At 63.8% G+C, this 17,966-nt stretch carries 24 protein-coding genes; 14 read left to right on the top strand and 10 right to left on the bottom strand.

What is annotated here, in order from left to right; translation table 11 throughout:
- The first annotated feature begins 194 nt into the window (after positions 1-194).
- Both trxA and SVXhr_RS04020 read left to right on the top strand, forming a co-directional pair.
- The gene (trxA, locus tag SVXhr_RS04025) at positions 195-605 is read left to right on the top strand and encodes a thioredoxin (protein ID WP_275739676.1); all 411 of its coding nucleotides are present in this window, start codon (positions 195-197) and stop codon (positions 603-605) included.
- A gap of 89 nt (positions 606-694) precedes the next feature.
- On the top strand, positions 695-874 hold the full coding sequence (locus SVXhr_RS04020) for a hypothetical protein (RefSeq protein WP_275739674.1): 180 nt from the start codon (positions 695-697) through the stop codon (positions 872-874).
- 45 nt (positions 875-919) lie between these two features.
- Here SVXhr_RS04020 and SVXhr_RS04015 read toward each other — a convergent pair whose 3' ends face one another.
- On the bottom strand, positions 920-1,324 hold the full coding sequence (locus tag SVXhr_RS04015) for a translation initiation factor IF-2 subunit beta (protein WP_275739672.1): 405 nt from the start codon (positions 1,322-1,324) through the stop codon (positions 920-922).
- Between the two features lie 274 nt (positions 1,325-1,598).
- Between SVXhr_RS04015 and SVXhr_RS04010 the strand changes: the two genes are divergently transcribed.
- On the top strand, positions 1,599-1,838 hold the full coding sequence (locus SVXhr_RS04010) for a UPF0058 family protein (RefSeq protein WP_275739670.1): 240 nt from the start codon (positions 1,599-1,601) through the stop codon (positions 1,836-1,838).
- Positions 1,839-1,985: 147 nt separating this feature from the next.
- Here the strand turns inward: SVXhr_RS04010 and SVXhr_RS04005 are convergent, their stop codons facing one another.
- On the bottom strand, positions 1,986-2,489 hold the full coding sequence (locus tag SVXhr_RS04005; RefSeq protein WP_275739669.1) for a DUF555 domain-containing protein: 504 nt from the start codon (positions 2,487-2,489) through the stop codon (positions 1,986-1,988).
- A gap of 84 nt (positions 2,490-2,573) precedes the next feature.
- Between SVXhr_RS04005 and SVXhr_RS04000 the strand changes: the two genes are divergently transcribed.
- The gene (locus SVXhr_RS04000) at positions 2,574-3,494 is read left to right on the top strand and encodes a DNA glycosylase (protein ID WP_275739668.1); all 921 of its coding nucleotides are present in this window, start codon (positions 2,574-2,576) and stop codon (positions 3,492-3,494) included.
- Positions 3,495-3,551: 57 nt separating this feature from the next.
- Positions 3,552-3,830 (top strand): acylphosphatase, encoded by a 279-nt coding sequence (locus tag SVXhr_RS03995; protein ID WP_275739667.1) that lies wholly within the window; start codon positions 3,552-3,554, stop codon positions 3,828-3,830.
- A gap of 26 nt (positions 3,831-3,856) precedes the next feature.
- Here the strand turns inward: SVXhr_RS03995 and SVXhr_RS03990 are convergent, their stop codons facing one another.
- A complete protein-coding gene (locus SVXhr_RS03990; RefSeq protein ID WP_020936015.1) occupies positions 3,857-4,009 on the bottom strand; it encodes a hypothetical protein in 153 nt (50 codons plus the stop codon).
- 109 nt (positions 4,010-4,118) lie between these two features.
- On the opposite strand from SVXhr_RS03990, the gene SVXhr_RS03985 reads away from it, so the two are divergent.
- Positions 4,119-5,570 carry an NAD(P)H-hydrate dehydratase gene (locus SVXhr_RS03985; protein ID WP_275739666.1) on the top strand — a complete coding sequence of 484 codons (1,452 nt, stop codon included), beginning with the start codon at positions 4,119-4,121 and terminating at the stop codon, positions 5,568-5,570.
- Positions 5,571-5,624: 54 nt separating this feature from the next.
- Positions 5,625-6,071, top strand: a complete 447-nt coding sequence (locus tag SVXhr_RS03980; RefSeq protein ID WP_275739665.1) for an acyl-CoA thioesterase — start codon at positions 5,625-5,627, stop codon at positions 6,069-6,071.
- A 14-nt stretch (positions 6,072-6,085) separates the two neighbouring features.
- On the opposite strand, the gene hflX is transcribed toward SVXhr_RS03980, so the two are convergent.
- Genes hflX through SVXhr_RS03965 form a run of 3 tightly spaced genes read right to left on the bottom strand, consistent with a single transcriptional unit; the run spans position 6,086 to position 8,272 of the window.
- Entirely contained in the window at positions 6,086-7,405 is a 1,320-nt protein-coding gene (gene hflX / locus SVXhr_RS03975; protein ID WP_275739664.1) for a GTPase HflX, read from the bottom strand.
- 57 nt (positions 7,406-7,462) lie between these two features.
- Positions 7,463-7,924, bottom strand: a complete 462-nt coding sequence (locus tag SVXhr_RS03970) for a PIN domain-containing protein (RefSeq protein WP_275739663.1) — start codon at positions 7,922-7,924, stop codon at positions 7,463-7,465.
- Positions 7,925-7,927: 3 nt separating this feature from the next.
- Positions 7,928-8,272 carry an HTH domain-containing protein gene (locus SVXhr_RS03965; protein WP_275739662.1) on the bottom strand — a complete coding sequence of 115 codons (345 nt, stop codon included), beginning with the start codon at positions 8,270-8,272 and terminating at the stop codon, positions 7,928-7,930.
- 226 nt (positions 8,273-8,498) lie between these two features.
- On the opposite strand from SVXhr_RS03965, the gene SVXhr_RS03960 reads away from it, so the two are divergent.
- Positions 8,499-9,170, top strand: a complete 672-nt coding sequence (locus SVXhr_RS03960; RefSeq protein ID WP_275739661.1) for a ThuA domain-containing protein — start codon at positions 8,499-8,501, stop codon at positions 9,168-9,170.
- Between the two features lie 10 nt (positions 9,171-9,180).
- On the opposite strand, the gene rpiA is transcribed toward SVXhr_RS03960, so the two are convergent.
- Positions 9,181-9,867, bottom strand: coding sequence for a ribose-5-phosphate isomerase RpiA (gene rpiA, locus SVXhr_RS03955; protein ID WP_275739656.1), 687 nt, complete (start codon positions 9,865-9,867; stop codon positions 9,181-9,183).
- Between the two features lie 148 nt (positions 9,868-10,015).
- Between rpiA and SVXhr_RS03950 the strand changes: the two genes are divergently transcribed.
- Positions 10,016-11,953, top strand: a complete 1,938-nt coding sequence (locus tag SVXhr_RS03950) for a methyl-accepting chemotaxis protein (RefSeq protein WP_275739654.1) — start codon at positions 10,016-10,018, stop codon at positions 11,951-11,953.
- A 58-nt stretch (positions 11,954-12,011) separates the two neighbouring features.
- Positions 12,012-12,662, top strand: coding sequence for a ribulose-phosphate 3-epimerase (rpe, locus tag SVXhr_RS03945; RefSeq protein WP_275739653.1), 651 nt, complete (start codon positions 12,012-12,014; stop codon positions 12,660-12,662).
- Between the two features lie 28 nt (positions 12,663-12,690).
- Here the strand turns inward: rpe and prs are convergent, their stop codons facing one another.
- The 3 genes from prs to SVXhr_RS03930 form a co-directional block, all read right to left on the bottom strand.
- The gene (prs, locus tag SVXhr_RS03940) at positions 12,691-13,533 is read right to left on the bottom strand and encodes a ribose-phosphate diphosphokinase (RefSeq protein ID WP_275739650.1); all 843 of its coding nucleotides are present in this window, start codon (positions 13,531-13,533) and stop codon (positions 12,691-12,693) included.
- 78 nt (positions 13,534-13,611) lie between these two features.
- Positions 13,612-14,979 (bottom strand): dihydrolipoyl dehydrogenase, encoded by a 1,368-nt coding sequence (locus tag SVXhr_RS03935; RefSeq protein WP_275739649.1) that lies wholly within the window; start codon positions 14,977-14,979, stop codon positions 13,612-13,614.
- The gene (locus SVXhr_RS03930; RefSeq protein WP_275739647.1) at positions 14,980-15,363 is read right to left on the bottom strand and encodes a winged helix-turn-helix transcriptional regulator; all 384 of its coding nucleotides are present in this window, start codon (positions 15,361-15,363) and stop codon (positions 14,980-14,982) included.
- A gap of 193 nt (positions 15,364-15,556) precedes the next feature.
- Here SVXhr_RS03930 and SVXhr_RS03925 point away from each other — a divergent pair, with 193 nt between their 5' ends.
- The 4 genes from SVXhr_RS03925 to SVXhr_RS03910 all read left to right on the top strand — a co-directional run bounded on the left by SVXhr_RS03925 (position 15,557) and on the right by SVXhr_RS03910 (position 17,828).
- Positions 15,557-15,787: a hypothetical protein gene (locus SVXhr_RS03925; protein WP_275739645.1), complete on the top strand. Its 231-nt coding sequence runs from the start codon at positions 15,557-15,559 to the stop codon at positions 15,785-15,787.
- A gap of 412 nt (positions 15,788-16,199) precedes the next feature.
- On the top strand, positions 16,200-16,424 hold the full coding sequence (locus SVXhr_RS03920) for a hypothetical protein (protein WP_275739643.1): 225 nt from the start codon (positions 16,200-16,202) through the stop codon (positions 16,422-16,424).
- A 2-nt stretch (positions 16,425-16,426) separates the two neighbouring features.
- Positions 16,427-16,804, top strand: a complete 378-nt coding sequence (locus tag SVXhr_RS03915; protein WP_275739641.1) for a hypothetical protein — start codon at positions 16,427-16,429, stop codon at positions 16,802-16,804.
- Positions 16,805-17,075: 271 nt separating this feature from the next.
- Positions 17,076-17,828 carry a DUF6293 family protein gene (locus tag SVXhr_RS03910; RefSeq protein WP_275739639.1) on the top strand — a complete coding sequence of 251 codons (753 nt, stop codon included), beginning with the start codon at positions 17,076-17,078 and terminating at the stop codon, positions 17,826-17,828.
- The last annotated feature ends 138 nt before the right edge of the window (positions 17,829-17,966 follow it).

Below are 17,966 nucleotides of genomic sequence, written 5' to 3'. Positions count from 1 at the left end.
CACTCTAACACTGCAACGGAGGGAGTTTCGGGGCCCGACCACCCGTCACATCATAGACGTAACAGATCTTTACGGGCCAATACAGGCACGGATCTGACGGGAAATCACCCGCTAGATGGGGAACGAGCTTCACATCGGTATTGTATGGTCTATTCACAACACTTAAGCATCGGTGGGGCCTATCGGCGGATGCTATGACCGGCGGAGACGATATCGAGACGATCAAACAACGCAAGAAAGAGCAACTCATGCAACAGGACGATTCAGCGCCGACGACAGCCCCGAACGAACCGATTCACGTCGACAGCATCGACGACTTCGACGAGGTCGTCGCGACCCACGACGTCGTCATGGTGGATTTCTATGCGGACTGGTGTGGACCGTGCAAGATGCTGGAGCCGATCGTCGAGGAACTCGCCGCCGAGACCGACGCGGCCGTCGCCAAAGTCGACGTCGACGCCCACCAGGAATTGGCGAGTCAGTACCAGGTCCGGGGCGTCCCGACGGTGGTCGTCTTCGCCGGCGGCGAGGTCGCCGAACAGGTCGTCGGCGTCCGCGACCAGAGTCACTACAGGAGCCTGATCGACCGACACGCAGGTGCCTGATCACCGTCGAGCAATCCTTCAGTCGGCGCGGGTTCCCCCGTTGGGAGCAACAAACCTTATTTCCGTAGGTGTGTCATACACACCCATCGATGGAGGAAGCGTACGTCAGACTCGTCTGTCCCGAGTGTCGCAAAGAGTGGGAATCGACGCCGCGCGATCTTCCGGCCCCCGAGGAACTCTTCACGTGCCCCGACTGTGCGGAACAGCGCCGGCTCTCCGAGTTCATGCGGACCGACCGCGATCTCGAAACGCTGCGAGAGCTTCGCTGAGTACCGTCCAGTGTCGGGCGGGAACAGTCCGTTCGAAAATCGGAGCTACCCGCTGGTGGCGGACCGCGCACCACAGGCCTCACACCGGAGCAAAATTGCACCCTGCTCGCGGATGAGCCGCGTGTCCGGAAGGCCACACTCCGAGCAGATGACGAACTCCTCAGTGTAGGCGTCGAGCGCCGCCTGAATCCGGCGCTGCTTGAACTCGCCGGTGAGCCGGGCGCGCCCGCTTTCGTCGATGTGACCGCTGGTCCCAAGTTCGTCCTGCAGGAATTTCATCACGTGCTCGTCCTCACGGCCGAGCCGACGGGTCGTCGCCTGGAAGTTTTCGTATACCGTCATGTTCCCCTCCTGGCGAACGTCCGGATCGGGCACGTCGAACCGGTCGGCCCCCGACTCGATGTCCGGCGTGTCCTCGATCGCCCGATCGAGCATGTCATCGTAGTCCATATCCCTACGTCGTCTACGATCGAATAAAAATCTTTCAAACCGGTGCGAAACGCCCCCAGCACGGGGCGTGCCGTGTCGGCCGACGACTGACCGCCCCACTGGACCGCTGCCGAATTATCATGATAATTGATACGTCTCGAATCGCCGATCGGGGTGCGGTCGTCTCCACAGATCCATCGAAAACAACCGTTAGGAACGCCCTCGCTACCAGAGAAGTGTGGTAACAGTACTCAGGATACTACTATAACCCTCCAGTCGTTACGATTGAGTGACCATGAAAAAGCAGGAGCTCATCCATCTCCATGGGCTGCTTGCGCAGGTACGCGATCACTACGAACAAACACTCGACACGAAAGTCGACCACCAGCGATACACGGAACTCGGCGTGAAGCCGACGTCGATCCACAAGTCCAAGACGGACCACAAGGCGGCCGTGTTCGCTCTCGCCGAGGGCATCACCGGAGAAATGGAGTCCACGACGGACACCGAGCGCGTCTCCGCGACTGCTGACTGACTCTGCTGGGAAGCGCCCCGACAGTTTTCGGCGTCTCACGTTCGCCAGCGACTGCGTTGCTGATCGTGAATCGTGTCGCCATCCGCAAAATCGAGTCGTCGTGTGACTGTCGAGGAAGCTGCGTCGGAGTCAGCTGTACTTATCGGGTTATTCGTCGATCAGTTCCTCGAATTCCGGGAGGACGTCATCGTCCCGGTCGTCCTCAGCCACGGGATCGGTATCAGTGTCCCCGGCAGTCTCCGAGACGGCCGTCGACGCTTCCTCGACTGGTTCGCTCTCGTCAGAACCGTCCTCGTCAGTGTCGTCCGCTTCGTCTTCGATCGCCTCGATCTCGACGATCTCCAGCGGGATGTTTTCGAGGCGCTGGCCGATCTCCTTGCGAGCGATACGGGCGGCGTGTTCGTCACGCTCGACGTTGAACACCGTCATCTCGAGTTCGAGGGCGACGAGGCTCTCGTCGGCGGCGATGAAGGCGGGGTCGAGTTCCTCGCCACAGTGGGGACAGTGACGCCCGCTCATGTTGATCTCGACGTAGTTGAGATCCGGATTGAGCATCTCCCCCGTCTTCGAGATGGCGATGCGTACGGCCTCGTCTGCGGTTTCGACGTCGTATACGGGCACAGCCGCTTCGACGACAACTCGACAGTTCATGTGAACAACTTTGCACGCCTCTGATAAGAAGGTTAGGCCGGTCGAACGCGAAACGGACAAAGGTGACTCGCCCGGAGCGGTGGTATGAACCGCGGGACGCTGTCGCTTTCGTCGGTCGCGTTCGATCTCCAGTCGACAGTGGAGAGCGGCCAGAGCTTTCGCTGGACGCGTTTGGACGGCCAGATGTACGAAACCAGCAATGCGTACGGTGGGGACGCGTGGTACGCGACAGTCATCGACAATGACGGGGGCTTGAGCGAAGGGGACCACGACATCGTTCGCGTCCGGCAAGTCGACGATCGGCTGGAGTGGGAAGCGAGTTTCGAGGCGGAAGCAACGCTCCGACGACGCCTCCGACTGGATGACGACCTCGCGGAGATCAGGGACGCAACACCTGCGGACCCACTGCTCGAAGCCGCCTTCGACCGCTACTGGGGGCTCCGTCTCGTCCAAGACCCCCCGTTTGCAACGTTGATCGCGTTCATCTGCTCGGCCCAGATGCGGATCGGCCGGATTCACGAGATGCAGCGCGCGCTGGAGGAACGCTTCGGCGAGGTGATCACCTTCGACGGGGAGGAGTACCATGCCTTTCCGACGCCCGGACGACTCGCCGAGGCGACGGAAGGGGACCTCCGGGACCTCGGCCTGGGCTATCGCGCTCCGTACGTTCAGCGGACGGCCGAGATGGTTGCGGAGGGGACGGCCCACCCCCAGGAGGCGACGGACCTGGCATACGAAGACGCCCGGGAGTATCTCACCCGGTTCGTCGGCGTCGGCGAGAAAGTGGCCGATTGCGTGCTGTTGTTCTCGCTGGGATTCGTCGAGGCGGTCCCGCTTGACACCTGGATCCGGTCGACGATCGAGGAGTATTACCCTGAATGTGACCGGGGCTCCTACGCCGAGACCTCCCGGGCGATTCGGGAGCGCTTCGGCGGGCAGTACGCCGGCTACGCCCAGACGTACGTCTTTCATCATCTCCGTAACGGCGGCGGGTCGACTGAGTGAGGACGACAGACGACACCCGGGAGTAGCATTTTTGCCTCGGCGTCCGAACTGCAGCACATGAGTGATCAAGTTCGCGCACACGTCCACGTCTCCGGCAACGTACAGGGCGTTTTCTTCCGGGCGACGACCCGCGACACAGCCGAGGAGCACGGCGTCGACGGCTGGGTGAAGAACCTGCCCGACGGCCGCGTCGAGGCAGTCTTCGAGGGGAGCGAGTCGGCAGTCGACGCGATGGTCGAGTTCTGTCACGAGGGCAGTCCGGCGGCCCGGGTGGACGATGTCGAGGTGACGCACGAGGAGCCCCAGGGACTGGACGGCTTCGAGATCAGGCGGTGACCGTCGAATGGCGGCCCGGCGGCCGATCAAATCTCGGCGATCGAATCGTACTCCTCCCAGCACGCACAGTCGAGGTCGTCCATGGAGGTGACCTCGTCCGGCAGATCCGAGACAGGCATCCAGCCGCTCTCTTGCTTCTCGCAGTCGTCGTCGTGGATGGAGAAGTCGTCATCTGACATCAGCGGCATGCACGGCATAGTTGCTCATCGACGCCGAAAAGCACCCGGATCCACCTTCAATCGCTGATAATGCTGAACTGTTAACCGCCGAGCGTTCGAACCCCCGGCCATGACCTTCGGGAGCGAACTCACTGGCCGGGAGATCGCCATCGTCGACGCAAATGCCGCCGCGCTGGGTGTAACCCGGAAACAACTCATGGAATCGGCCGGCAACGCCGCCGCTGGAGTGATCCGCGATGTCGCCGACGCCGACGATCGGATCGAGATCGTGGCCGGCCGTGGCAACAACGGCGGGGACGCGCTCGTCGCGGCACGGTTCCTCGGCGCGTACGACTGTCGCGTCACACTCCTGGGCGATCCCGACGACATCGGGACCGACATTGCCCGCGAGAACTGGAACGCTCTCGAGCGCTCGACCGTGGAAACCCGGACGATCAGCGACTCGACGGCGTTCGATCTCTCGGACCCGGACGTGATCGTCGACGCGATGCTTGGAACGGGGATCTCGGGTGCGCTCCGGGAGCCAGTGGCCACTGCCGCCGACGCGATCAACGCCGCCGACGCGACGGTCGTCAGTCTCGACGTCCCCTCCGGCCTCGACGCGTCCGCAGGAACGCTCGCCGAGGATGCCGTCCGACCGGACCGCATTGTCACCTTCCACAAGTCCAAGCCGGGACTTGCCGATCTCGACGCGCCACTCGAGGTGGCCGACATCGGCGTCCCGCCCGGCGCGGAGTACTTCGTCGAACGCGGCGATCTCCTTCGGCTCTCGCGGCCCGCGGACAGTCACAAGGGCGACTTCGGCGAGGTGCTGGTGATCGGGGGCGGGCCCTACACCGGCGCGCCGGCACTCGCGGCCCAGTCGGCACTTCGGGCGGGCGCTGATCTCGTCCGGGTCGCCGTCCCGGCCGCCATCGCCGACGAAGTGCAGGGCTACAGCGAGGACCTGATCGTCCGGCCGTTCGACGGCACCCAGCTCACTGAACCCGCCGTCGACCCCCTGCTGGACCTGGCAACCGACCACGACAGCGTGGTCCTCGGGCCCGGACTGGGTGCCGGCGAGGCGACGCTTTCTGCCGTCGAGGCGTTCCTCGCGGACTTTGAAGGGACCGCAGTCGTCGACGCCGACGCCCTCCGGGTCGTCCCGGACGTTGAGACCGGGGCGACCCTGATCTGTACGCCCCACCGGGGCGAGTTCGAGCGCATGGGCGGCCACGACGCGGCCGACTGGGAGACGCGGGCCGAGAACGTCGCCGATCTGGCGGCCGAACTCGACGCGACGCTGCTCGTGAAGGGGCCAGCAGATATCATCTCGGACGGCAAATCGACGCGAGTCAGTCGGACCGGCAACCCCGGCATGACCGTTGGCGGGACCGGCGACGTGCTCGCGGGCGTCACGGGTGCGCTCGCGGCGACGCTCGATCCGCATCCGGCGGCGTCACTCGGCGCGTACGTCACCGGCCGGGCAGGCGATCTCGTCGTCGAGGAGCGGGGATACGGGCTCGTCGCGAGTGACCTGCTGGATCGCGTGCCGACCGCGATGTGGGACGAACAGCCCTGAGCGCGTCGACAGCCGGTCGATAGAATCAACATCTGGCTGGCCCGAAACCGACCCATGCCGACGATCAGCGACACCTACCTGGAGAACCGCTGGCGCGTCCAGCCCAACCACGCAAACAACTACGGCACGGTCCACGGTGGCAACGTCATGAAGTGGATGGACGAACTCGGCGCGATGTCGGCGATGCGCGCCGCCAACGAGCCCTGCGCCACGGCCTCGATCGATCAGATGAGCTTCCACCGGCCGATCCCGACCGGCGAGACCGTGATCATCGAATCCTACGCCTACGAGACAGGTCGAACCAGCGTCAAGGTGGCACTCGACGCCGCCCGCGAGAACCCCCGGACGGGTGAGCGTGAGCCGACGACGAACTCCCGGTTCGTCTTCGTCGCCATCGACGAGGACGGGGCCCCCGTGTCGGTTCCCGATCTGACGGTCGACAGCGACCGCTGCCGGCGACTCCGCGAGCGGGCACTCGAACGCGAGCGCGATGACAGCTGAGCGGAAAACCAAACTCAGGACGCCGACTCCGCGGGGACGAGATCGCTCGCCTTCGCTCGTGACTGTTCGACGACAGCGGGCCGACCCTCGAACTCGACGACGACTTCCTCGCCGTAGTCGACATCCTCGACGTGGGCGTGGTCGTGGATCCAGGAGACGACGCTCATCGCGTCGTCAGTCATCGGGAGGACGAGGCGCTCGCGTTCGAGGGCCGGCAATGATTCGTCGATCCGCTCGCGGAGCGCGTCGACGTTCTCCCCGGTCCTGGCACTGACGGCGACGGGATTCGGCGCGAGCGCCGAGAGGGCCTCGCGCTTGCGGTCGAGTTCCGCCGCCTCGACGGTGTCGATCTTGTTGAGGACGGTCAGGATCGGGGCCTCGTTGCGCTCGTAGAGCGTGTCGTGGGCGGTGACCAGTTTCTCGCGGATCGACTCGACGGACTCGCCCACGTCGACCACCAGCAGCACGAGGTCGGCCTGATAGACCGAACCCAGCGTGGACTTGAAGGACTCAACCAGCCAGTGTGGGAGGTCGGAGATGAACCCGACCGTGTCGGTCACGAGCACGTCCCGGCGATCGAAGTCGGCCCGGCGGGTCGTGGTTCCCAGCGTCGTGAACAGTCGATCCTCTGACGCGGCCGTTTCGTCGAGGTCAGGATGGACGCCCTCGTTCTCGTCGACGTCCAGATCTTCCGCCAGCCGGCGGAGCAGCGTCGACTTGCCCGCGTTGGTGTAGCCCGCAAGCGCCACGAGATCGAAGCCCGACTCCCGGCGCTGTTCGCGACGGTGTTCGTCGGTCCGCTCGATCTTCTCGAGTTCGTCGCGGATCCGGGAGATCCGGTTTTTGATGTCCTGCTCGCGGCTCTCGTCGTACTCCCCCAGCCCCATGAACCCCGGATGCTCCTCGCGCCGGGCGAGGCTGGCCTTGGCCTCCGCCCGCGGGAGTTCGTACCGGAGTTCCGCGAGTTCGACCTGCAACTGGGCCTTCCGGGTCTGGGCGCGCTGGCCGAAGATTTCGAGGATCAGCCGAAACCGATCCAGGAGTTGGACGCCCTCGGGGAACTCGGTGCCGAGGTTGTACGTCTGGTAGGGCCCGAGTTGGTTGTCGAAGATGACGACGGTTGCGTCGCGAGCGCGGATCTCATCGGCGATCTCGGCGGCCTTGCCCTCCCCCACGTGGTAGGCGGGGTCCTCGGTCCGCGTCTGGGTGAGCGTCGCCAGGACGTCGTAGCCCGCGGCGTCGGCGAGTCGCTTGATTTCGGTCGTGTCGGCGGACCCCTCGTCGACCCGCTTGACGACGAGCGCCCCGTCGGTAGATCGGTCTGTTCCGGTCACTCACTCCGTGCTACGGCCTACCGATATTTAAGTTTGCGTCGATTTTCGGTGGGTGGATCAAAATTTCTCGCCGGTGTCGTCGGGAACGGCCGTGAACCCAAGCGTTCGGAAGTGATCAGGATCGAACGTGAACACGTGCTCGATATCTCGATCGGCAGCCAGCACACCGCTCATGTGGTCCGTGAGTGAGATCTCGTGATCATCGTAGCGTGCGAACTCCTCGCAGGCCCGGTCGAAGTCCGCCCGGTCCGGCTGGATGACGGTCGTCGGTGACTCGCGAACGCGCTCGAGCGCGGCGGTCGCAGCGTCGTGGTCCCGATGGCTCAGGATGAGTGTCGCCAGTTCGTCGAGGACGTAGGTCGAGGTATACAGCGGCCGATACGCAACCTCCCCGGTGCCGATCGCTTCGAACACCGCGGTGGCGCGGTCGTGGCGCTGTGCCGTCCCTACGAACCGGGCGTAAAACGCACCGGTGTCGATAAAAAGCGGTATCGCGCCGGGAGCAACAGTCCGCGACACGTCTCAGCCCTCGCTGTAGAGAACGTCGTCGATCTCGGTCTCGTCGACCGGGTCGTCAGGAGAAAGCAATGGCTCGCCGCTGAACAGCGGATCGTCCGCCGGGAAATCGTGTGCGGACGCATTGTCGTCCGGAACCCACCACACACGGCTTCGCCCACCGACCTTTTTGCTCGTAATGTGGCCACGCTCCGCCAGCTCGTGGAGCCGGTCGAGCACTGTCCGCCGCGAGCAGTTGAGATCGTCCGCGATCTCCGGGGCGGTAAGCGGCTCGCTATCGTCAGCACGATCGCGGAAGACTTCGAGTACGTCCTCGGCGACGACTTCCGGATTCGGGCCTGGTTTCCCCATATCCAACCCTACGCACGTAGGAATGAAAAATCTTTCTCGGACGGATTGGCCAAAGAGTAGCTGACATAGCAGCCTACAGTCAGACACTATCAACACACAGGTAGGTATAGTTAGCTTGCAATACATTCTATGAACTCGATCCCCACACGACCGGCGTTTCTTTGTGCGTGCCGACCGAAATCCTGCGACGGACGATGACTGTACACGATCACGCGGGGGCAGACCGATGACGCGAGACCTCCAGGCACTCCTGCTCGGCGGCACGGCGTTCCCGTTCCACGACATCGAGGAACTCGGTCCGCACATCGAGTCGGCGCTTTCGGCCGAAGGTATCGACGCCGAGAGCACGACCGACCGCGAGCGACTCGCGACGTTGCCCGACAGCGAGTACGACGTCTTCATCGACTACACGACCGACAGCAAGATGACCGACGCCCAGCTGTCAGGGTTGCTCGAGTTCGTCGAGGGAGGGGGCGGGTATGCCGGTGTCCACGGCGCAGCGGCGCTGACGACCACGGTGCCCGCAGACCCCGACGACGTCGTCGGGGAGCGCGAGGAGCCAAACCCCGAACTGGAGGCACTCATCGGCGGGCGATTCATCCAGCATCCCGAGCCGGAGGTCTTCGACGTCCGGATCGTCGACTCCCACCACCCGATCACAATCAACCGCGAGGACTTCCAGGCTTACGACGAACCCTACGAGGTCGTCACCGGCGACGTGCGCGTCCTCGCGCGGATGGATCACCCCGATCTGGGGGACATGCCGGTCGCGTGGGTGAAACCCTACGGCGACGGGCGGTCCTTCTATACCGCGCTCGGGCACTTCCGGTCGTCATTTGAAGGAGAGGCGCGGGCGCTGCTCGGGGCCGGCGTGCGGTGGGCCGGCGGCCGGGCGTAAATCAATCAGTTCAGTACTCGAAGACGGTCACACCGTCCTCAGTCCCCATGTGAACGGCGTCGGCGTAGCCGGGGAAGATCCCGTGTTCGACCACGCTGGGGATCGTCGCGATCTCCGTCGCGAGTCCCTCGGGATCGTCGATCGCGCCGAAGTCGGCATCGAAGAGAAGATTCCCGTTGTCAGTCACCACGGGGCCGCTCTTGCGCTTGGCCCACCGGAGTTCGGGTTCGCCGCCCATCTCGCGGATGGCATTCGCGACCGTCGTCCGGGCGTCGGGGAGGACCTCGACGGGGACCACGGTGTCCAGCACGTCGGTCTCCTTGGTCGGATCGGCGACGATCTGGAGGCTGTCGGTCGCGCTCGCGACGATCTTCTCGCGGGCGTGGGCCGCGCCGCCGCCCTTGATCAGGTCGGGGCCGGCGAACTGGTCCGCGCCGTCGATCGTCACGTCGATGTGGCCGTCGGTTTCGTCCAGCGTCGTGAGGTCGATCCCCTTCTCGATGGCGATCTCGCGAGCCTGAAAGGAGGTCGTCACGCCGACGATATCCAGCCCCTCCTCGACTCGATCGCCGAGGATGCGGATGGCGTGCTCGGCCGTGGAACCGCTGCCGAGGCCGACGACGTCGCCATCGCTGACGGCCTCGACCGCACTCTCGCTCGCCCGTCGCTTGGCCGCATCGCGAGTTTCCTCGTCCATATCCGTACGTGAGGACTCCGCGTCAAATAGCTACTGTTCGCCGCTGGCGGCACCTCGGAAGAGACGAAACAGGCTCGTTTTGCCCTCCGATTTCAGAATTTGATACCTCGGAAGATGAGCTTTTCACCGGGTACGTCGGCCTACTGGTATGGAACGCACCGAACCGATCAATACCGGCGATTTTTCCCGGTTCGGTGGGTTGACACGCCGAATACGGGAAGCGGTGAGATACGTGCCGAACGGGCGGTCGATACCCCAGGCGTCCTGGCGGCGTCGACACCGGAACATCGTCGTACTGATACTTGCACACGTCCCCTTCCTGTTTCTGCTTGGAACGTACGAGGGGACGGAATCGGTCGTGACCGGCGCGACGATCCCGGCGATCCCGGTGACACACGTCCTGGCCGAACTCGCGATCGTGGTCGCCCTCGCCCTGGCGGCGGCAATCCCACGACTCCCCCGGCGGGCACGGACCGCGCTGGCGACGACGGGACTGTTGTCGACATCGGTCGTGCTGGTCCACCTTTCCGGCGGGTTCATCGAGGCGCACTTTCACTTCTTCGTCGGGATGGCCGTCGTCGCGGTCTACGAGGACTGGCTGCCGTTCGGGCTTGGAATCGGGTACGTCGTGCTTACCCACGGCGTCTTCGGCATGATAAACCCGAGTCGCGTCTACAACCATACCGCCGCGATAAACAACCCCTGGGCGTGGGGGTTCATCCATGGGATCTTCGTTCTGGCGCTGGCCATCGCACTGATGTCTCAATGGTACTCGACTGAGCGCTCCCGCGAAGAGGCCCGCGCACAACTTCGGGAAGCCCGGGAGAAGAGCCGGGAGATCGAGGATCTCGAAGCCAAACAGGCCGAAATCGAGGAGGCACGGGCAGAGGCCCAGGAGATGAAGGCCGAGGCCCAGGCCCGCCAGGCTGAAATCGAGCGAGCAAACCAGCGTCTCGAAGCGACGGCCGACGCCTACAGCGCCACGATTCGACAGGCTGCCGACGGCGACCTCACGGCCCGACTCGACACCGACGTCGAGAACGAGGCTATGGCCCAGATCGCCACCGCGTTCAACGGGATGGTGACGGAGACGGCCACGGCGATGGCGGAACTCCAGTCCTTCGCCGAGGCCGTCGCCGAGGCGAGCGCTGACGCGACCGCCGGGACGGATGAAGCCGCGAGCGCGAGCGCGGAGGTAAGCGACGCAGTCACGGAGATCGCGAGCGCGACGGCCGATCAGCGGGAGATGCTCGACGCGCTCTCCGGGGAACTGTCGAACCTCTCGGCGGGCGTCGAGGAGGTGGCAGCCTCGGCCGAAGCGGTCGCCGAGCGCTCACACGAGACGGCTCGCATCGCCGACGAAGGCGAACAGACGGCCCAGGGGGCGATCGAGGACGCCCGACAGGCCCGGGACGCGATCGACTCTACCGTCCGGAACGTCGAATCCCTCGACGATCGAATGGCCGAAATCGGGGAGATCGTCGAACTAATCGGCGACATCGCCGAGCGGACGAACATGCTGGCGCTGAACGCCAACATAGAGGCGGCCCGGGCGTCCGGCGACGGGAACAGCGGCGACGGGTTCGCTGTGGTCGCCGACGAGGTCAAGAGTCTGGCCGAGCAGACCCAGGCATCGGCGGGCGACATCGAGTCGCTCATCACGGCAGTCAAGACAGAAACCGAACGGACCGTCGAGGAGGCGCGGACGGCCGAACAGTACGTCCTCGAAGCGGTCGAGGCCGTCGAGACAGTGGCCGAGGCGTTCGGACAGGTCGCGACCAACGCCGAGGAGACCGACGAGGGGATCCAGGAGATCAGCGCGACGACCGACGACCAGGCCACGAGCACCGAATCCGCCGTCTCGGCGATCGAGGATGTCGCCGACGGCAGCCGGACGGTCGCGGCCGAAAGCGAAAGTGCCTCGGCAGCGGCCCAACAGCAGACCGCGTCGATGTCCCAGATCAACACCACCGTCGAATCGCTCAGCGATCGCGCCGCTCGGCTCCAGGCACTGCTATCGAACTTCGAAGTCCCCGATGGCGGTGGCGAACGGAATAGGCCGGCCGACGGTGGACGTATGGAATAGGGCTCGTCCGCCGAGGCGAGGCGACGAGTTGATACGACTCCGTTCTGAACTGACCGGTATGTGTCGCATCGCACCGTCGATCCTCGCAGCGGACTTCGCTGATCTCTACGGCGACGTCAGCGACGTCGAGTCGGCCGAGATCCTCCATCTCGATGTCATGGACGGCCACTTCGTGCCGAACATCTCCTTTGGCCCGCCGGTGATCAGTTCGCTCCGGGACCGGACTGATCTCTACTTCGACACCCATCTGATGATCGAGCACCCGGGTGAGTACGTCGAAGCGTTTCAGGACGCCGGTGCTGACCGGCTTACCGTCCACGTCGAAAGCGAGGACGATCCGGGAGCGGTCATCGAGTCGATCCACGACCACGGCATGGACGCCGGGATCGCACTGAATCCCGACACCGACGTCGAGGCAGTCGAGCCGTACCTCGACGACGTCGAAGTCGTCCTCGTGATGAGCGTCCAGCCAGGTTTCGGCGGCCAGTCGTTCATGCCGGAGACGCTCGACCGGATCGAGCGACTCGACGCGATGGGGGCCCCCGAAATCGAGGTCGATGGCGGTGTGAACAGTGAGACGGGACCGCAGTGCGTCGAGAGCGGGGTGGACACGCTCGTCATCGGTTCGTCGCTGTTCGGCCAGTCGGACGTGGCAGGGGCGCTCGCGGATCTGAGAGAAAGCGTCGGCATCGAGGCCAAGTCGCAGTAGCAGGAACGGTCGGGAAAACAGCAACAGCTTACAGCACGTCGGCGATCGGCGGCGCGGCGCTGACGCGGCTGATCGAACGGTCGATCGTGTCGGTCGCGTACAGCGACTTGACGCCGGCTCGCGAGAGCTTGCTCAGGGCATTGTCGACCAGCAGCGGGTGGACACAGGAGACGTACACGTGGTTGGTGTCCTGCTTGCTGATGAGCCGGACGGCCTCGCTCATCGTGCCGCCGGTCGCAATCATGTCGTCGACGAGGACGACGTCACGGTCGGTGAAGTCCTTGTCCTCGGCGCTCATCTCGACTTCGGTCGCGGAGTGGCGGATCTTCTCGAAGTTATCGACGTGTCCCTCGCCGTACGTCTCCTGGACGGACTCGGCGAGCCAGACCGCGTCCTCGTCGGGGCCGAGGAAGACGGGATCGGAGAGATCATCGGGCAGGGGCTCGGCGAGCTGGGGGGCCGCGTCGATCGGCTCGGCCGGGACGTCAAAGTAATCCAGTACGGAGACGTTGTGCGGGTTGACCGAGTAGACGCGATCCGTGCTCGGGCTGAGGGCCTTCGCGATGGCCCGAACCGAGACGGCCTCGCCAGGGTTGAACAGCTTGTCCTGGCGGGAATATCCCATGTAGCCGATGACCGTGACGATCTCGTCAGGATCGCGCTGGACGGCCCGCTCCTGGAGTTCCAGGAGTTCGAGGTGGGCCTGACTCGACGTCGTCGAGCCGACGATGACGACTCGCTCGTCGTCGCCGACGGTGACGTCCTCGGCCGCCTCGACGCTCCCGTCGAAGGCCAGATCGACCAGTGGCTCCCCAAGGATGTTCGAGACTTCCATCGCGATGGGCTGGGCAGTCGAGGTCCCCGTGATCATGTATCCCTCCTTCGTCAGAGGTGAATAAGACACTTCGGTCTTCGCTCGCCCCGGATGAACGGTGGGAGTTACACACCGTCAGGTATCCAACGCGTCCCGGAAGGCGGACTCGACAGCCTTGTTCAGCGTCGGATGTGCGTGAATGGTGTCCGTGATATCGCTGACGTGTCCTGACCCTGCCCGCATCGCCACGAGCACCTCGTGGATCATCGTCGAGACTTCCTCGCCGAGCATGTGACAGCCCAGGATCTCGCCGTCGGGAGTGGCGAGCACCTTCACGAACCCTTCCTCGAGTTTCTTCGCCCGTCCCATGGGGGTGTCGGGCAGAGCCTGCCGACCGACGACATACGGGTGATCAGCTGTCTTGAGTTCGGCTTCCGTCGCGCCGACGCCGGCGATCTGTGGTTCGGTGAACACAGCGTGGGGCAGCGCAGAGAGGTCGATCTCCCGGCCGGTGTCATGGACCACGTTGTCGATTACCACGCGGGTCTCGTAATCGCCGGAATGTTTGAACATCGCGTTGCCGGCGATGTCGCCCTGCGCCCAGACGTTTTCGGCGGTAGTTTCGAGGCGTTCATCCGTCACGACAAAGCCCCGGTTGTCGGTCTCGATGCCGGCCGAGGCGACGTCGAGCGAGTCGGTGTTCGGCCGCCGACCGGCAGCCACGAGCACGTCCTCGCCGGAACATTCGATGACGTCATCATCCCCGGACTCGGCAAAGACTCGGACGCCCTCACCGAGCGGCTCGATCGCTGTGGCGCGATAGCCCGTGTGTACATCGTGACGCTCTCTGGCGATTTCCGTGAACGTCTCGCGCACCTCGGGATCCACACGGCCGAGGAGCATCTCGCCGCTCTCGATGATCGTCACGCCGGTCCCCACCGTCTCGAAGAAGTAGCCCAGTTCCACGGCGATGTATCCACCGCCGATGATCACCAGGCTCTCGGGTTGGTCGTCGAGATACAGCGCCTCGCGGCTCGTGAGATAATCCACGTTTCCGAGGCCATCGATCGGTGGAATGAACGGGCGGCTCCCGGCCGCGACGACCACGTTCCCCCCACTGACGTGCTCGTCATCGACCAGGATGGTCCGCTCGTCGACGAAGACGGCTTCGTCCTGATACAGCGTGAGATCGTCTTTCTCGCGGTAGTCGGCTTCCATGCCTTCGGCGAGTCCGGACAGTGTCTCGTCCATGTCGGAGACGATGGCCGAGAAATCCACATCATCCAAGGAGGCATCGAGGAAGAATCGGTCAGCCTCCCGTACTTCCTGGGCAGCGTTTGCGGCCTGAATGAGCATCTTCGAGGGGTTGCACCCCCGGTTCAGACAGGTCCCGCCCAGTGGCCCCTTCTCGACCAGGGCCGTGTCGAGTCCGGCGTCGGCCGCGGCCGCCGCGACGTTGTTCCCCGTCCCGCCACCGATGACCAGCACGTCGTAGTGAGCCATTCAGTCGGCCTCCTCTCGGTCGAACGCGGCGTCCCACTGGAGGAGTGCCGCGACGGCGGGTGCTAACGCTTCGCCGCGATCGGTCACGAAGTACTCGCCGGGGACGGGTTGGTCGCTGACGATTTCACGGGCGACGAGACGTTGGTTTTCCAGAGCGAACGGACTCTCCGATGATATTTTCGAAGACACCCCGTCGAGAGCGTGCTTCAGCGCACTGAAACCTATCGGCCCATCCAAAAGGGAGTGATAGACGATTCGGAGGTACCACTTCCGGCCAGTGATCCCCTGAATCGTATCGAACGCCTCTCCGGGGTCGAAAATGCGCGGCGGATTCGCCATCGCGTGTTCGGGAACCCTCGTTGCTGTCTGCGTGTCGAAACTCATGATCTATCAACACGTTATACCGGAGACATATTTAAGCTGTCCCGGGCAACCACTGGGAGTCCAGATCACCAACAGATTCAACTACGAGGTCCGTGGGAACGATACACTCAGCCGCGGCGTGACTGAAAGAAAGTACCAGTCGAAGCCCCAATGCAAAAGACACGTCCTGCTGAAACCCCCGGTGTGCCTGCCGATGTCGAAGACATCGTCGAACACGGACCGACTGGGTCTCGACGTTGTCAAGTCCCACGCGGGCGAGACCCTGCAGGCGATCGTGATCTACGACGAGACGCGCCATCGCGACGTCTACCGCCGGGAGGACGTCGAGTCCCGCCACGGCTCGGACCTGGTGACGGATGTCCTCGAAGACATCCGGTCGGATCGAAGACGCCGGCGAGTCCGGACGCCAGCAGCGCCTGGTTGAGCAGGACGATCGCCGCGTAGCCGATCACCAGCGGCCCGCTGGCCGTCCCGAGTCGGTCGGCGAGATCCGTCAGCAGGACGGTGCCGTGAACGAGGACGACGACGCCGAGACCGAGCATCAGCCAGCCACTGAGCACCATTTCGCTTGCCGAACTGGCACTCCACAGCGAATAGAGTCCGGTGGGAAAGGCTGTCACAGGAAGGTAACCGACCGGATGTGCCGAGAGGAGACGGGATATCAGGAAACGCTGGCCATACACGAAAGAGATGCAGTAACGACGAAGAGACCGCTCGGTTCAGTGATCGTGACCGCTCTGCGCCCGCCCGGTTCCCGAAAATCCGGAAAGGGCTGCTTTGGGGCCACGTTCAACCCGTGCCACAAGTATATCTGTATTGAACCTTAATTAAAGATGATGAGTGAATCTGACACGGGAGCCGAGAACACCATCGAGGAGACGACCAACTGGCCCGAGCTCGCGGTCGGGCTGTACGACCGACTGACGGGTCGGGGAGCCGAAATCGTCTACGACTTTGAGGACTTGGACGTGGCCGTTCCGAGCAAAGTCGGCGAGGACGCCGACCACGCCCACTGGCACGTCGACGGAACGGTCCGGGTCACGACCAACGAGCGTGAGTAACTGTGCCAGCGAGCGGTGACCTGCTCGCAACGGTTGAGACACTCGCTCGTCGCGGCCCCGACCTCAGTGTCACCGCCAATCTTTCGGTCACCGTCGACGACATCGACCTCGCTATCAGTACTGTCGAGGAACGCATCCGCATCCAGGTACCGTCGGTGTGGGCCGGGTGCCGTCTGCTATGGAGTGAACGCGGCCGGTTACCGCGCCTCACGCGAGTGCTCTCGGCGGCTGACCTGACCGCGGAGATACGAGTCGGCAGTGCCGTGATTGCGATCGCCGGGGCGGACGCCGTTCCCGGGCGGCTGTCGGACCGACTCGCAGTGGGGCCACTCGAGGTTCGCCTCCGGGCGCTTGTGGCGGCGGTACTACGGGTTCAGTGATGTAGCAGTCCCATCCCGGGAGAAAGCGGAGACGGAAAATGATCGAGCATGTGGGCGATTCGGTGACAACCGGATGGAGGTGGCCTGCGATCCGGACCGCAACGCTGGGCCGAATTGACCGTGGTGGCAAACGGCGATAGAATCTTCACGCCGAGAGTCCCGAGAAATGAGTCTGTACTAGATATGGGGTGGGAGATCAAGGCACGCTCACAGTAGCGCCCACTCGACGACGACCGAAACGTTCCTGACAATCGGCGTTGGTATCTGTGACATGCAACCCATCGAGGAAGTCCACGTCGTGCCCCTGGGGTACGAGCACGACCGGATTCTCTCGCCGATTCGCGAACACGACGCCGACCGTGTCTATCTACTCGCGAGAGATCACCACGACCGCGACCTGACACCCTACCAGGAAGCGCTCGTCGAGGAACTCCAAGCGGACAGTCGTACGGTTGCGTTTCGAGAAGCCGACCTCGCCGACATCTACGACGTGCTCGCGGTCGTCACGACTGTCGTCGCGGAACACGCCGAAGACGTGGTCCGCGTCAACGTCTCCAGCGGCGGAAAGCTCGCGGCTATCGGCAGCGCGATCGCCTGCATGGCGACCGACGCGACCGCCTATTACGTCCACGTCGAGGAGCACGTCCCGGATCTCGAATCGAATCCACGAACGCGGGGATTCGACGAGGCCGAAGTCCTCCCGTCGTATCCGATCGAAGCCGTCTCCTACGATCAGGTCGCCGTCCTCGATTACCTGGCCGAGACGAACACCGACGCCTACACGGCAAAGAAGTCTGACCTGATCGCGTTCGCCGAGTCCGCCGAACTATCCTTCATGACCGAGGCCGATCCGGCCAACGACAAGGCCAAGTTCGCGCTGTTGAACGCCAACATCGTCGATCCGCTCGAATCCGACGGCTACATCGCGGTCGAGGCAGTCGGTCGCCAGAAACAGATCGAACTCACGGAAACCGGCTGGAACGTCCTCCACGCGTTCCGGCACAAGTTACAGGACGACAGCTAACTGTCCCGACAGAAACGCTCTCTCGGCCGACGGAGCTGTTTCGATTGTCATTGTGTTAAAGATACCATCTGTCTTGAAGGCAGTATCGATTGTAAAGATAGTATTGTTACTATCGGTAGTAAGTATTGTATCACGATA

Origin of the sequence: Halorhabdus sp. SVX81, from assembly GCF_029207715.1 — an archaeon.
In the GTDB taxonomy this organism is placed as follows: domain Archaea; phylum Halobacteriota; class Halobacteria; order Halobacteriales; family Haloarculaceae; genus Halorhabdus.
This window is presented reverse-complemented; position numbering and strand designations above follow the sequence as displayed.

Coding starts and splice junctions, on each gene's coding strand:
- SVXhr_RS03965 (WP_275739662.1), bottom strand. CDS start 8,272: ATGGGGAAACCAGGCCCGAATCCGGAAGTCGTCGCCGAGGACGTACTC.
- SVXhr_RS04005 (WP_275739669.1), bottom strand. CDS start 2,489: ATGAACTGTCGAGTTGTCGTCGAAGCGGCTGTGCCCGTATACGACGTC.
- SVXhr_RS03920 (WP_275739643.1), top strand. CDS start 16,200: ATGAGTGAATCTGACACGGGAGCCGAGAACACCATCGAGGAGACGACC.
- SVXhr_RS03990 (WP_020936015.1), bottom strand. CDS start 4,009: ATGTCAGATGACGACTTCTCCATCCACGACGACGACTGCGAGAAGCAA.
- SVXhr_RS03995 (WP_275739667.1), top strand. CDS start 3,552: ATGAGTGATCAAGTTCGCGCACACGTCCACGTCTCCGGCAACGTACAG.
- rpe (WP_275739653.1), top strand. CDS start 12,012: ATGTGTCGCATCGCACCGTCGATCCTCGCAGCGGACTTCGCTGATCTC.
- trxA (WP_275739676.1), top strand. CDS start 195: ATGACCGGCGGAGACGATATCGAGACGATCAAACAACGCAAGAAAGAG.
- SVXhr_RS03985 (WP_275739666.1), top strand. CDS start 4,119: ATGACCTTCGGGAGCGAACTCACTGGCCGGGAGATCGCCATCGTCGAC.
- SVXhr_RS03935 (WP_275739649.1), bottom strand. CDS start 14,979: ATGGCTCACTACGACGTGCTGGTCATCGGTGGCGGGACGGGGAACAAC.
- SVXhr_RS03960 (WP_275739661.1), top strand. CDS start 8,499: ATGACGCGAGACCTCCAGGCACTCCTGCTCGGCGGCACGGCGTTCCCG.
- SVXhr_RS03930 (WP_275739647.1), bottom strand. CDS start 15,363: ATGAGTTTCGACACGCAGACAGCAACGAGGGTTCCCGAACACGCGATG.
- SVXhr_RS03950 (WP_275739654.1), top strand. CDS start 10,016: ATGGAACGCACCGAACCGATCAATACCGGCGATTTTTCCCGGTTCGGT.
- SVXhr_RS04000 (WP_275739668.1), top strand. CDS start 2,574: ATGAACCGCGGGACGCTGTCGCTTTCGTCGGTCGCGTTCGATCTCCAG.
- SVXhr_RS03910 (WP_275739639.1), top strand. CDS start 17,076: ATGCAACCCATCGAGGAAGTCCACGTCGTGCCCCTGGGGTACGAGCAC.
- rpiA (WP_275739656.1), bottom strand. CDS start 9,867: ATGGACGAGGAAACTCGCGATGCGGCCAAGCGACGGGCGAGCGAGAGT.
- SVXhr_RS03980 (WP_275739665.1), top strand. CDS start 5,625: ATGCCGACGATCAGCGACACCTACCTGGAGAACCGCTGGCGCGTCCAG.
- SVXhr_RS04010 (WP_275739670.1), top strand. CDS start 1,599: ATGAAAAAGCAGGAGCTCATCCATCTCCATGGGCTGCTTGCGCAGGTA.
- SVXhr_RS04015 (WP_275739672.1), bottom strand. CDS start 1,324: ATGGACTACGATGACATGCTCGATCGGGCGATCGAGGACACGCCGGAC.
- SVXhr_RS03925 (WP_275739645.1), top strand. CDS start 15,557: ATGTCGAAGACATCGTCGAACACGGACCGACTGGGTCTCGACGTTGTC.
- prs (WP_275739650.1), bottom strand. CDS start 13,533: ATGATCACGGGGACCTCGACTGCCCAGCCCATCGCGATGGAAGTCTCG.
- SVXhr_RS04020 (WP_275739674.1), top strand. CDS start 695: ATGGAGGAAGCGTACGTCAGACTCGTCTGTCCCGAGTGTCGCAAAGAG.